At 53.9% G+C, this 13,349-nt stretch carries 13 protein-coding genes; 10 read left to right on the forward strand and 3 right to left on the reverse strand.

The features are described from left to right. Window positions 1-215: 215 nt before the first annotated feature. Together V7775_RS13600 and V7775_RS13605 are read left to right on the forward strand one after the other, a co-directional pair. Complete coding sequence (locus V7775_RS13600) at window positions 216-1,625, forward strand: hypothetical protein (RefSeq protein ID WP_335752447.1); 1,410 nt, start codon at window positions 216-218, stop codon at window positions 1,623-1,625. A 67-nt stretch (window positions 1,626-1,692) separates the two neighbouring features. Further along, window positions 1,693-3,243 carry an AMP-binding protein gene (locus V7775_RS13605; protein ID WP_335752448.1) on the forward strand — a complete coding sequence of 517 codons (1,551 nt, stop codon included), beginning with the start codon at window positions 1,693-1,695 and terminating at the stop codon, window positions 3,241-3,243. A gap of 71 nt (window positions 3,244-3,314) precedes the next feature. Here the strand turns inward: V7775_RS13605 and V7775_RS13610 are convergent, their stop codons facing one another. Continuing rightward, entirely contained in the window at window positions 3,315-4,301 is a 987-nt protein-coding gene (locus V7775_RS13610; RefSeq protein ID WP_335752449.1) for a haloalkane dehalogenase, read from the reverse strand. A 219-nt stretch (window positions 4,302-4,520) separates the two neighbouring features. On the opposite strand from V7775_RS13610, the gene gatB reads away from it, so the two are divergent. Further along, window positions 4,521-6,032 (forward strand): Asp-tRNA(Asn)/Glu-tRNA(Gln) amidotransferase subunit GatB, encoded by a 1,512-nt coding sequence (gene gatB / locus V7775_RS13615; protein WP_335752450.1) that lies wholly within the window; start codon window positions 4,521-4,523, stop codon window positions 6,030-6,032. A 9-nt stretch (window positions 6,033-6,041) separates the two neighbouring features. Here the strand turns inward: gatB and V7775_RS13620 are convergent, their stop codons facing one another. Then, complete coding sequence (locus V7775_RS13620) at window positions 6,042-6,473, reverse strand: hypothetical protein (RefSeq protein ID WP_335752451.1); 432 nt, start codon at window positions 6,471-6,473, stop codon at window positions 6,042-6,044. A 78-nt stretch (window positions 6,474-6,551) separates the two neighbouring features. Here V7775_RS13620 and V7775_RS13625 point away from each other — a divergent pair, with 78 nt between their 5' ends. The 3 genes from V7775_RS13625 to V7775_RS13635 all read left to right on the forward strand — a co-directional run bounded on the left by V7775_RS13625 (window position 6,552) and on the right by V7775_RS13635 (window position 8,450). Further along, on the forward strand, window positions 6,552-7,229 hold the full coding sequence (locus V7775_RS13625) for a helix-turn-helix transcriptional regulator (RefSeq protein ID WP_335752452.1): 678 nt from the start codon (window positions 6,552-6,554) through the stop codon (window positions 7,227-7,229). A 110-nt stretch (window positions 7,230-7,339) separates the two neighbouring features. Beyond that, window positions 7,340-7,819 carry a thioesterase family protein gene (locus V7775_RS13630; protein ID WP_335752453.1) on the forward strand — a complete coding sequence of 160 codons (480 nt, stop codon included), beginning with the start codon at window positions 7,340-7,342 and terminating at the stop codon, window positions 7,817-7,819. A gap of 148 nt (window positions 7,820-7,967) precedes the next feature. Beyond that, window positions 7,968-8,450 carry a DUF4177 domain-containing protein gene (locus V7775_RS13635; protein WP_335752454.1) on the forward strand — a complete coding sequence of 161 codons (483 nt, stop codon included), beginning with the start codon at window positions 7,968-7,970 and terminating at the stop codon, window positions 8,448-8,450. Here V7775_RS13635 and V7775_RS13640 read toward each other — a convergent pair. Further along, the gene (locus tag V7775_RS13640; protein WP_335752455.1) at window positions 8,447-8,704 is read right to left on the reverse strand and encodes a BolA family protein; all 258 of its coding nucleotides are present in this window, start codon (window positions 8,702-8,704) and stop codon (window positions 8,447-8,449) included. The two genes, V7775_RS13635 and V7775_RS13640, sit on opposite strands and share 4 nt — an antisense overlap. A 94-nt stretch (window positions 8,705-8,798) precedes the next feature. Between V7775_RS13640 and V7775_RS13645 the strand changes: the two genes are divergently transcribed. The 4 genes from V7775_RS13645 to cobT all read left to right on the forward strand — a co-directional run bounded on the left by V7775_RS13645 (window position 8,799) and on the right by cobT (window position 13,348). Continuing rightward, the gene (locus tag V7775_RS13645; protein WP_335752456.1) at window positions 8,799-9,425 is read left to right on the forward strand and encodes a J domain-containing protein; all 627 of its coding nucleotides are present in this window, start codon (window positions 8,799-8,801) and stop codon (window positions 9,423-9,425) included. Window positions 9,426-9,774: 349 nt separating this feature from the next. After that, window positions 9,775-10,761 carry a cobaltochelatase subunit CobS gene (gene cobS, locus V7775_RS13650; RefSeq protein ID WP_335752457.1) on the forward strand — a complete coding sequence of 329 codons (987 nt, stop codon included), beginning with the start codon at window positions 9,775-9,777 and terminating at the stop codon, window positions 10,759-10,761. Further along, entirely contained in the window at window positions 10,758-11,474 is a 717-nt protein-coding gene (locus V7775_RS13655; protein WP_335752458.1) for an aspartate/glutamate racemase family protein, read from the forward strand. The genes cobS and V7775_RS13655 overlap by 4 nt, the downstream gene beginning before the upstream one ends. Further along, window positions 11,471-13,348: a cobaltochelatase subunit CobT gene (cobT, locus tag V7775_RS13660; RefSeq protein WP_335752459.1), complete on the forward strand. Its 1,878-nt coding sequence runs from the start codon at window positions 11,471-11,473 to the stop codon at window positions 13,346-13,348. Before V7775_RS13655 ends, cobT begins: the two co-directional genes overlap by 4 nt. The last annotated feature ends 1 nt before the right edge of the window (window position 13,349 follow it).

Here is a 13,349-nt window from a genome sequence, read left to right on the forward strand (position 1 = left end):
TGGCCAATAACCGCCATTGTTAACCACTTTGCAACATTGACCGACATTCCCGAACATCCAAGCAAACAGCGCAACAAATCGTAACCATTTGTTAACCAAACGCGTCAAATCGCCCAGTGAACTCCGCGACATCACCGTTCCAGCGCCACTTTCGCGCCCCATTGATGGGGGAAAGTAAGCTTCAATATCCACAGATTACTGTATTGGATCGCTCAATGACGCAACTGGCCTCTCTGTTTCGCAAACTCCCCGGCATACGCCGCGAAGTGCAGCGCACTGTCGTGAAAAGCGAAGCAGTTGTGCCAACAGGTGCAAGTAACCCGTCAAAAAGTGGTTCCCAGTCTCCTTCGCCATTTCGCAAACGTGCTTCGAAACACAAGAAACAATCCAAGCTGGTACGCAAGGAACAGGGCGCGTTGTTGGAGCAAGGTTACACCAAAGCCGATGTAGCACCTGAAATGACAAGCAGTGTTTTGAGCAAACTGTCCATCCCCTGCCCCGATCCAACGCTCGAAGAACGCATCCGCGACGAACATCAAAATCTCGCCCTTAATCTGGTGCGGCAAGAAGACTGGGATAAGCTCTCGGAGATCATTGCGGCTGCAGATCGGGAGGGCGCAATGACCCCTGGCGGTATGAGTGTTGCTGAGTTGATGGCATTCGGCGCACGCGCTGATGTTGTGCATGCGGCTGAACACGCATTAATTGATCGCACACCCGAACATGACGCGCCTTTGATGCAAGGTATCGAAGCATTGGAATTTGTACTGGCCGAATATCCCCATGATTATACGATCGGCTGTATTGTTGCGCAGGCCCATATCGATATGGCATGGGCGTGGCGCGGCATTGGGTGGGATGTTGAAATCGCCCCCCGCAACCGGGAAGCTTTTGATGCGCATTTTGCGCGTTCCCGTGACATCATTCAGTCCTTCCACGGCAAGCCGGCGAAATCGGCCCTTTTGGCGAATACATCTTGCGCATTGCTGCGTGGCAATGACTCAAGCCGCCAGATGGTGGCAGACCGCTATGAAGCCCTTATTGATTTGAACCCTGAAAACACCAGCCCCTTTAGGTCTCTCGGGACACAAATGCTGCCACGTTCTTATGGATCATATGCAGGGCTGGAACTGGAAGCGCGCCGCACAGCAGCACGCACCCAAAAAATCTGGGGTGCTGGTGGGTATACTTGGGTCATGTTTGACGCAATTAGTGTGGATGACGAAGCTTGCGCCTTGTTGGATCTGCCGTTCTTTATAGAAGGGCTACGCGACATTGTCCTGCACCGCCCCGAACCCCACACCGTAAATTTGCTGGCCGCCTATTGCGCCAACACCATTGGTGAGGCGTTTTCAGGAAATGACGCCGCTGACGCAAACCGCGCCCAGATTGCCGATTGCGCGAATTGGATCGTACGCGAACACCTGACAGAACTGCACCCGATGATCTGGGCGCACGCTGCCCAAGGTTTTGCAAACAATTTACGCGTGTCTTCGGCCTCCCGTTTTGCAGCAGCCGGACAAGACGATGCAATGCGCATCCTTGCAGGCCTGTTCAAACGCGAAATCGCAGATGGAATGCGCATCGTCTTTACGGATCAGGGACCAACTGGCACGTCTGTTTGATCTAAGAACGCCACGCTAGACAGTTCCACTTCCCCTCCCTAAGCTCATTTCTCAGGGAGAGATTATCATGACATATAAAACCGCCGCCGCAGACATTGCTCTGCGCGATCAATCAATTACCGAACGCGTTTTTGAAAACCTCGTAACACGACCAGACGACGTTATCCTGACGGATGGCCTTAGCGGGGACGCGATGACCGCAGGTGAGTTTATGACGCAGGTCAAATCACTTGCTGGGGGGCTAACAGCGCGCGGCGTAGGCACTGGCAAAACAGTGGCGCTCATGTCGCCCAACATTCCCCATTACTGTGTTGTCTTTCACGCCGTTGCTTGGGCGGGCGGCACCATTACCACCATTAACCCAACCTACACGGCCTCCGAAGTTGCGCATCAACTACGCGACAGTGCCGCTGATATTCTGATCACCATTCCTATGTTCCTAGAAACCGCTCAGGAAGCAGCCAAAGATGCGGCGAACCAAGTAGTAGTTGTCATGGGCGAAGCCACCGATGGCGCCGAGGCGTTGTCTTCGTACTATGGCGCCCCAATCGAGGCTCAAATACCTGTCGATCTGGACGAACATTCGGTTGTGTTGCCTTATTCATCTGGCACAACAGGCTTGCCAAAAGGTGTGCGCCTAAGTCACCGCAATCTGGTTGTTAACGTCGATCAGGTTATCTCGGGCGGCGATGTGCGCCCCGGCGAAACCGCCGCGGCCTTCCTACCGTTTTTCCACATCTACGGGATGAACGTTTTGATGAACGTGCATCTTGCTGGGGGGGGCGCATTGGTCACCATGCCCCGTTTTGACCTAGAGCTGTTTTTGCAAATCTCGCAAGATTTCAAAGCGCGCCGCATGTGGATTGTGCCGCCCGTGGCGCTAGCCCTCGCGAAACATCCCATCGTTGATAACTATGACCTCAGCTGCGTTGAGCAAATCTTTTCCGGTGCTGCACCACTGGGCGCTGAAGTGTCTGACGCTGTGGGCAAACGCATTAACTGTGTTTCCTTGCAGGGCTTTGGCATGACGGAGCTATCTCCTGTCTCCCACACAACGCCGTTCGACAATCCCAAATCGGGTTCGTCTGGTGTCGCGCTGCCAAACACCCAATGCCGCATTGTTGACCCAGAAAGCGGGGAAGACCTGCCGGCGGGTAGTGAAGGTGAGCTGTGGATCAAAGGTCCTCAGGTCATGAAGGGCTATCTGAACAACGAAAAGGCAACCGCCGAGACGTTGACTGCCGATGGGTGGCTCAAGACGGGTGATATCGCCTACATCGATGATGAAGGATTTATGTACATCGTTGACCGCCTCAAAGAGCTGATCAAATACAAGGGATTCCAAGTTGCTCCTGCGGAACTTGAGGCCACATTGGTGAGTTTGGATGGCATCATTGATGCGGCTGTTATTGGCTTGCCCGATGATGAAGCCGGCGAGCTGCCCATCGCCTTTGTGGTCACGGCTGATCCTGCCCCGTCCGAGGAAGACATCAAGGCACATCTTGCCAAGACATTGTCGAAGTACAAACAGGTGCACCGCGTGACGTTTGTGGATGAAATCCCCAAATCAGCTTCGGGTAAAATCTTGCGCCGCGTTCTTAAGGCACAATCAATCTAAGTCGTTCGGGTAACACCGTTCTAAACAAATGCGCTCTACCCCGGATAAAGGGTAGAGCGTTGATCAATAGCTTAGGCGGAATGGGCTTGAACAAAGGTAATGATCGCAGCCGCAAACTCTTCTGGCTTATCTTCCTGCAAGAAGTGCCCGCCATCTTTGATCGTAACATGCGCAACGCCTTTCGCACCGGGAATGCGCTTTTGAAAGGCGACCTCGCCACCCTTTGTCACTGGATCACGGTCGCTAAATGCGGTCAGCACAGGTTTCTCCCACGCGCCCAGAACTTCCCACGCTTTGTCATTGTCTGCGCGGTCATCACTGTGATGCGGCATAAGCGGCACCAGCGACGGGAATTTGCGGGCACCCGCAAAATAGCTCTCATCAGGGAACGGTGCCTCATAGCCTTTTAGAACCTCTGGCGCGGTCCTGGGCGAAAAGATCGACGAGGCTGTGAACTCAGGCGATTCAGATGCAAACTTGATCCAATGCAGGAACGCATCTGGCGCGCCGCTGCCCATTTTCGCACCCAGTTCAGCGGCGGATACCAACGGCACATTTGGGGCCATCTGCGCCAAGGCAGCGGATGTTTCAGGTTTTACCAACGTATTGTCAGGCAATCCTGTGTTTGCGACCACAATGCGGGAAAAACGATCAGGGGCTGCAGTCAGCATTCTAAGGCCAATCAAGCCGCCCCAGTCTTGGCACACCAATGTCGCATCGTTGAAATCATTTGCTGCCAGCCACTGGCCCATCCAGTCAACGTGATTGACGTAGGTATAATCGTCTTGCGCTGCGGGTTTGTCTGAACGACCAAACCCAACAAGGTCAGGCGCGACAACGCGAAAGCCTGCTTGGGTCAATGGGGCGACCATTTTGCGCCACAGATAGCTCCAAGTGGGCTGACCGTGCATGCAGATCAGCAATGGTCCCTCACCCTCGTCGATATGGTGAATGCGAATATCGGTCCCATCCGCAGCTGTCACATTTGTATAGTTCGGTTTGAAGGCATAGCCATCAAGGCCATCAAAGCGGTCATCAGGGGTGCGCATAATCTGCATCTGGTGTTCTCCATTGAAGTGATGCCTGCAACTATCCCGATAATATTTGCGGGAACCATTCCAGACCCTACGTCACTATTACCCACCTCACTCCAATGTGAGGTGCTCATTCAGTCCGCCAGATCCGCTTTATTGCACGCCCCATGCCCGCCTTGCTCTTGAACCAGCCCGCGCGCCCCGCTAAACCGACCTAAACCAATATTGATAAGGCGCACTCTTATGCTCGATCTCACCTACGAAACGCCCAAAGTTCGCACCATTGCAGGTGCCAAACAAGATTGGGAGCTGGTGATCGGCATGGAGGTCCACGCGCAAGTGGCGTCAAAGTCCAAGCTGTTCTCGGCTGCATCGACAAAATTTGGCGCAGAGCCAAACAGCAACGTGGCATTTGTAGACGCAGCCATGCCCGGCATGTTGCCCACCATCAACGAATTCTGTGTTGAACAGGCAGTCCGCACAGGCCTTGGCCTAAAGGCGCAGATCAACCTATGGTCCGCGTTTGACCGCAAAAACTATTTCTACCCTGACCTGCCGCAAGGCTATCAGATCAGTCAGCTGTATCACCCTATCGTCGGCGAAGGCGAAGTACTGGTTGAAATGGGCGATGGCACTGCACGTATGGTCGGTGTTGAACGTATCCACCTTGAGCAGGACGCAGGCAAATCAATCCACGACATGGATCCAAACATGTCCTTTGTCGATCTCAACCGCACAGGCGTTGCGTTGATGGAGATTGTATCGCGTCCTGACATTCGCGGCCCTGAAGAGGCTGCAGCATACCTTGCCAAACTGCGCCAGATCCTGCGCTACCTTGGCACGTGCAACGGCGACATGCAGTCTGGCGCGATGCGCGCGGACGTAAACGTATCCATCTGCGCCCCCGGTCAGTACGAAAAATACGCAGCAACTGGTGACTTTGGTCACCTCGGCACCCGCTGTGAGATCAAAAACATGAACTCCATGCGTTTCATCCAGCAAGCCATCGACGTTGAGGCCAAGCGCCAAATCGCTATCGTTGAAGCAGGTGGTGAAGTCCACCAAGAGACCCGTCTGTTCGATCCAGACAAGCAGGAAACGCGCTCAATGCGGTCCAAGGAAGAAGCGCATGATTACCGCTATTTCCCTGACCCCGATCTGCTGCCCCTTGAGATCGAACAGTCATGGGTAGACGAAATCGCAGCCACCCTGCCCGAGCTTCCAGACGCTAAGAAATCCCGTTTCATCAATGATTTTGGTCTGTCCGACTATGACGCATCCGTGCTGACTGCGGATCTGGACAGTTCTTCGTATTTTGAAGAAACCGCCAACGGCCGCGATGGCAAGATGACCGCAAACTGGGTCATCAACGAGCTGTTTGGCCGTCTCAAGAAAGACGAAAAAGACATCTCGGACAGTCCTGTTACACCTGCCCTGCTGGGCGGTATCATTGATCTGATCGCATCAGATGCCATCAGCGGCAAGATCGCTAAGGATGTGTTTGAAATCACTTATACCACTGGCCGTGATCCTGCCGAGATTGTCGAGACCGACGGCCTCAAGCAGGTGACAGATACGGGTGCCATCGAGGCCGCCGTGGACGAAATCATTGCCGCCAACCCAGATCAGGTTGCAAAAGCGCTGGCCAACCCCAAACTTGCTGGTTGGTTTGTTGGGCAAGTTATGAAAGCGACAGGCGGCAAGGCCAACCCAAAAGCTGTGAACGAATTGGTCGCCAAAAAGCTTCAGGGCTAAGACACTTAGTTATTCCGTAAATCCGCGGTTCCACCAACGGTTTGGATTGTCGCGCTGGTCACTGTCATCAGCGCGACAGGCAAGCACTTCTTGAACTGTGATCACAGGCACCTCGTAAGTATGACTATGCCGAACGGCTTCAACCGCGGCCGCCAGCACAGCAGGGTCGCGCGGCACGCTAAAAGATAGCACACGCGCAGGCATTTCTATTGCGCGACCAATATCACCTACGACCGACCCCGCTAATGGCGAGAAAAACTGCATTCCTGTCGCGCTCTCAAAAGCGACCCCTTCGTAATCGCCATACCTTAGCCCTACCGCTGCTGTTACCGCCTCGCGCACGCGCGCATCATCCCGCGTGGCCAGCTCAACCCGCACGCTCCAAACAGGTTCAAACTGGCAAGTTTCAAGGGCGGTGTTGATCTGTGTTAGTGCTTCCATTTACGTTTTCCTATTTGACTATGAGGTCCTGTTACACCAACCCTACTGACAACAGTGCGTCAGTAGAGGACCGGAGTTGTGGCAAAAAACGACAGGTACTTCGAGATCATTCAAATGTTGCGCCACGCCAAGGTTCCCATTCGCGCCCTCCAGATCGCAGAGACGTTAGAAGTATCGCTGCGTACGATTTACCGTGACATTGCAGCCCTCCAAGCCAGACAGGTTCCGATACTCGGCGAAGCAGGCATCGGGTATGTTATGCGCGCTGGTTATGACCTGCCCCCGCTTAATCTGGACGCGGATGAGGCCGAAGCTGTGGCGCTTGGCCTTGAAATGATCGCCCGCCTTGGTGATCCTGATCTGTTAAAAGCCGCCCGCCGCGCATCGCGCAAGTTAAGCGCCATAGCACCTGGAACGCGGCAGCTTATCGCCTCTAGCTGGGGCGCGCCCTATGACACCGCTGCACCGCTAGTGCGCCGCGCGATTGCAGCTGAACAAGTTTTGGAAATCGCGTATCAAGATGTGGCAATCCAGCAAACAACGCGCTTTATTTGGCCACTGGCGTTGATCTATTACAGCGACAACACTGTCATCGTTGCGTGGTGTACCCTACGCAACGCATTTCGCCATTTCCGGCTAGATCGGATGGAAAAATGCACCCCTTTAAACACCACATTCACAGGCAAAGGGGCTGCATTACTGGCGGAATGGGAGGCGCGCCATAAATCTGAATCGATAACCGCGCCCCCGCCCTAGAACAAAGCGACGCTACGGCCGAACCGTAAATCGACCATAACACGTTGTAACTGCTGTTCGGCTGTCGCAGGCTATCTAAAGACATTCAACACTTACCCAAGGCCAGTACAATGACACAGGTTTTCCGTTCATCCCCCCTTACCGTTCTGCCCGAATGGATCGACTATAATGGTCATCTGAATATGGCCTATTATTCAGTCCTGATGGATAAGGGCGCAGATCACTCTTATCCGCTGATCGGATTTGGCCCTGACTACCGTGACCGGACCAGCTGCACGACTTATGTGGCTGAATTTCACATTTGCTACGTGCGCGAGCTACATGAGGGCGACCGCGTCACTACGACATTCCGGCTCATTGACTATGATGCCAAACGGTTTCACGTTTTTCAGGAACTCTGGCACGAGGATGGCTGGCTTGCCGCGACAGGTGAAGCACTGACTTTGCACGTCGATCAGTCCGGCGAAAAGCCCCGCGTTTCCCCGATGCCTGAAGAAATCCTTAGCAAGCTGGCTGCTATGAAAGAAGCGCAAAAAGACGCGCCCTTGCCCGAACGTGTGGGATCAAAAATCGGGATTATCCGGAAATAATACGTTTCTGTAATCGGAAGCACACAGGCGGTGAAACTAAAAATATCCAAACGACAGGTATGCGGATAGACATACGATCCTGTCGCTGACTGTTTCCTTTCAGTTGCCCCCACGTTAGAAGAGCGAAAACCACCCGAAAGCCACGCCCATGATCCGCTATGAATACAAGGTCGTTCCCGCCCCCACAAAGGGCATCAAAGGGAAAGGTGTGCGTGGTGCCGAGGCTAAGTTTTCGTTTGCTCTACAAGAGCTTATGAACGGAATGGCTGGATACGGGTGGGAATACCAGCGCTCGGAGACGCTGCCATCCACTGAGCGGTCCGGCCTAACAGGAACCACCACAGAGTGGCGCAATGTGCTGGTTTTTCGCAGACCGCGCGCAGGTGACGCATCCGAGTTCCAGCCCGAGCTGTTGCCGGCCCCTGCTGAGATTACGCAAGAGCCTGCCGAGACGTTTGAAATGTCCGATGACAACGATGCTGTAAAACCTTTGGCTGATAATGGCGTTGAAGACACCCAGGCTGACAGCGGTATTAGCGCCTCTCTGAGCATCCTTGCACGTGCGCGCAGCCTATCAAAAACGCCGGATAATGACGACACCGAAGAAGATAAAGAAGACCCAAAGACCTAGGGTGCGATATCCAACGATAGGGCGTGAATGCGGCCAATCAATTCTGTTCCCAGCGCGCTGTGAACCGCGCGATGTTTTGCCAAACGGCTAAGCCCGACAAAATCAGGCGCCGTAATCGCAACATCAAAATGCGTTTGGCCCCCTTCACGAAAACCTGAATGGCCACGGTGCGCCTCGCTCACATCTGCAACTTCAAGCCGCTCCACAGTAAAAACTTTACGCAACGCGCTCTCAATTTCGTCTTTGACCAACATAAACCCTCCAATGGGAGCGATTTATTTTCGCCGCCCCCTTTCCTCTGACAGCCATACGTTTAGAGTGACGAGCCTGAGTCGGAAAGGTGCACCCATGCAAAAAAACGATCCCTTTGGTTTTGATATGTCTGTCTCTTCTTCTAAAAAGAAGAACCCGCGTGGACGCCGTGGCATGTCTGGCGCGTCCGAAACCTCGCGACGCGTATGCGATCACGATGGCTGTGACGATGCGGGAAAATACCGCGCACCAAAAGCGCCCGATGTGTTGGACGACTATTTTTGGTTCTGCCAACAACACGTGCGTGAGTACAATACAAAGTGGAATTTCTTCCACGGAACAACAGAGGCGGAAATGAACGCCCAAATGTCGGAAGACAAAGTTTGGGACCGCCCCACAAAGCCTATGGGCGACCCTGAGGCCCGCGCATGGGCCCGTCTGGGCATTGAGGACCCGCATCAAGTACTGGGTGCAAACGCAACCCAGAACCCTGGTAAAGGCCCACAAGCAGGCCGTCGCCTGCCGCCCACAGAAAAGCGCGCGCTTGAGGTTCTGGATGCAAAAGACAACCTGACCAAGCCGGAAATCCGTAAGATTTACAAATCATTGATCAAGGTTCTTCACCCTGACATGAACGGTGGCGACCGTTCTCAGGAAGAGCAGTTGCAATTGGTTGTCTGGGCTTGGGATCAACTCAAGACCAGCCGGAACTTTAAGGACTAGCTATTGATATTCGGGCCAATCGTTTGCGTTGGCCCGTTTTGCCCAAATTTGGGAATTTCATCTGTCGGGGCCTTGTAAAAAACTGCCACTGCAGTCTGGCCTGGTACGGCAGAACATGACGCAGCGTCACATTCAGCCAGATGATATCCCCGCGACAAAGTTTCCTCTTCTTCAAACACGAGATAAAAGTGCTACTGTTGCACTGATTACAATCGATTTTGGCAGGATCGCAAAACTGGCCCTATGAACTGGTACAATTTAGGCCTTTCCCTTGCTCCTGCCGTCGATATGTTGCACCCCAAACCATATGACCCCGCGTTCGGGGCAAATATACTTAGGATGATTTAGCATGGCTGACGGCGGACTGGACCTCAACGCAACCCCGACCAAGGATATCTCGGTACGTGAGGTGTTTGGCATCGATTCAGACATGACTGTGAAGGGCTTTGAAGAGCGCACAGATCGTGTGCCTGAACTCGATAGCACTTACAAATTTGACGCTGATACCACGCTGGCAATCCTTGCGGGCTTTTCGCACAACCGGCGCGTTATGGTTCAGGGTTACCACGGTACAGGTAAATCCACGCACATCGAACAGGTGGCAAGCCGCCTGAACTGGCCAACCGTGCGCGTCAACCTAGATAGCCACATCAGCCGGATTGACCTGATCGGTAAAGACGCCATCAAACTGATTGACGGCAAACAGGTTACAGCGTTCCAAGAAGGCATCCTGCCGTGGGCATTGCGCACGCCGACTGCGATTGTGTTTGATGAATACGATGCAGGCCGCGCAGACGTTATGTTTGTGATCCAGCGTGTTCTTGAGGTCGATGGCAAGCTGACGTTGCTGGACCAAAACAAAGTGATTACCCCACACCCGTTTTTCCGCATCTTTGCGACAGCCAACACTGTTGGTTTGGGTGATACGACAGGTCTTTACCACGGCACCCAACAGATCAACCAAGGTCAGATGGACCGCTGGTCACTTGTCTCGACGCTGAACTATCTAAGCATCGACGCTGAGACACAAATTGTTCTGTCTAAAAACCCGCATTTCAACACCGAAGCAGGTCGCAAGACCGTCAAGCAGATGGTCACAGTTGCCGACCTGACGCGGACTGCCTTTATGAACGGCGATCTGTCCACTGTTATGTCGCCACGTACGGTGATCGCATGGGCGCAGAACTCGGAAATATTCAAAAACGTGGGCTATGCCTTCCGCCTCAGCTTTCTCAACAAATGTGATGAGCTAGAGCGTCAGACCGTTGCCGAATTCTATCAGCGTTTGTTTGACGAAGAACTGCCAGAAAGCGCTGCAAGCGTGAGCTTGGGATGAGTGCGAAGCGGCTTCATATCGGCCTGATTGGCGGTATTGGCGTCGCGTCGACGGTTTCTTATTACCAAAGACTAACAGCAGCTGTCGCCAAATTTGGCGGCACTGCAGACATTACAATTGTACATGCAGATGCGCGTGAGCTTATCGGTAACACCCTTGCGGATAAGCGTGATGATCAGGCCCAAATCTATGCCAAATTGATTGACCGCCTCAAGGCAGCAGGCGCTGACTGCGCTGCGATTACGTCTTTGGGTGGTCACTTTTGCTTTGCCGAAACGCAGACAATTTCTGCGCTTCCGCTGGTCAGTGGGGTGTTACCGTTAGATGATTACTTCGCAGATCAAGGTATCAAAAAGGTCGGACTACTGGGCACTCGGATTGTGATGGACACATTGCTGTTTGGTCAGTTGAACAAGACCCAAGCCGTTGTTTTAGAAGATGAGATCGACACTCTGGGACAGACATATCTGGATATGGCAGTGGCCATGCAATGTTCACCCGATCAACAGGAACTGTTTCATGATGCTGGACGGCGTATGGTTAACGACCATGGTGTCGATGCCGTCGTCCTTGCAGGTACGGACCTATGCCTTGCCTTTGAGAATAGCACCGTTGAATACCCCGTGATTGATGCACTTGACGTTCATGTTGATGTGCTTGCCCGTCTTGCGACAGGCCAAATGAATTTAGATGTCAAAGGTATCGTGGCATGAACAAGTCAAACGACAATCCAGCAGACGCCTTCAAAAAAGCCTTGGCCGAAGCCTCCAAGGTTATGGCCAATGATCCCGACCTCACGGTGAGCTATACCGTTGATCCGTCTGGCCTGACGGGCGATGCGATGCGCCTGCCCCAAGTGACCCGCCGCATGACCCGCGAAGAGGTGATGCTGGCGCGCGGGACTGCGGATGCGCTTGCGCTTAACCGTCGATATCACAACGGCCAGACCCATGCCCGCTACCAGCCTCAAGGCGAAATGGCGCGTGATCTGTATGAAGCGATGGAAACCGCGCGTTGTGAGGCCGTAGGCGCACGTGACATGCCCGGCACCGCCGGCAACATCGACGCCAAAATCAAACACGACGCCCTGCGCAAAGGGTATGATCAGGCCAAAACCGCCTCTGATGTGCCTTTGGCCGTTGCTGCGGGTTACCTTGTGCGCCATCTGGCCACGGGCCGCGAAATGCCGGCTGGTGCTGAAAACGTCATGGAACTGTGGCGCGGCTATATTGAGGACAGCTGCGGTGGCACGCTGGACGATCTTGAGAATGCGCTTGAGGATCAATCGGCATTTGCCAAATTCTCACGCCAGATCATCACTGATTTGGGCTATGCAGACCAATTGGGCGATGACCCTGACGGTGTGGACGATGACCAAGAAGACGAAGCCGAGGAAGGCGCTGACGATCAAGACGATCCTGACAGCACTGGCGGCGACGACCAAGATCAAGAAGATGCCGACGCCTCCCCTGAACAAAGTCAGGAAGAGCAGCAGGACTCGTCTCAGGCTCAGGTTTCCATGGACGAGATGGCCGATCAGGAGCTTGGCGATGAGGCAGAGATGCCAGAGGGTGAAGCCCCGATGGAGCCACCTGCGCCCCAGCCTGTATCAGACGCTGACCCGAACTATACCGTTTATCTAAGTACGCACGATGAAACCGTCGGTGCCGAAGAGCTGGCCGAACCCGCCGAGCTGGAGCGTTTGCGCGCCTATCTTGATCAACAGCTTGAGCCGCTTAAAGGTGCAGTGAGCCGTTTGGCAAACAAGCTGCAGCGTCGCCTTCAGGCACAACAAAACCGCTCATGGGAGTTTGACCTTGAGGAAGGTACGCTGGATGCAGGCCGTCTGGCCCGCATTGTTGCAAGCCCAACAACGCCGCTCAGTTTTAAGGTCGAAAAAGACACTGAATTCCGCGACACGGTTGTGACGCTGCTCATTGATAACTCGGGTTCAATGCGCGGACGTCCGATTTCGATTGCAGCAATCTGTGCCGATGTTCTGGCCCGCACGCTGGAACGCTGCAACGTCAAGGTTGAAATCCTAGGCTTTACCACCCGCGCGTGGAAAGGCGGCCAAGCCCGCGAAGAATGGCTCAATGAAGGGCGCCCCACTGGCCCCGGCCGTTTGAACGATCTACGCCACATCATTTACAAATCCGCTGACGCCCCGTGGCGCCGGACACGGCCCAATCTGGGTCTGATGATGAAGGAAGGACTGCTGAAGGAAAACATCGACGGCGAAGCACTGGAATGGGCCCACCGCCGGATGATGGCGCGTGCGGAATCCCGTAAAATCCTGATGGTCATTTCAGATGGCGCGCCTGTAGATGACAGTACATTATCCGTTAACCCCGCGAATTTCTTGGAAAAACACCTGCGCGATGTGATCGCAATGGTCGAAAAGAAAAGAGCGGTTGAGCTGTTGGCCATTGGCATCGGTCACGACGTGACCCGTTACTATGACCGCGCGGTTACCATCACCGATGTTGAGCAGTTGGCGGGTGCCATGACCGAACAACTGGCGTCATTGTTTGAAAGTGATCCACGCAAACGGGCGCGCGCCATGAGTATGAAACGGGCCAGCTGAT

The sequence above is a fragment of the Sulfitobacter sp. genome, from assembly GCF_036960155.1.
Classification (GTDB): domain Bacteria; phylum Pseudomonadota; class Alphaproteobacteria; order Rhodobacterales; family Rhodobacteraceae; genus Sulfitobacter.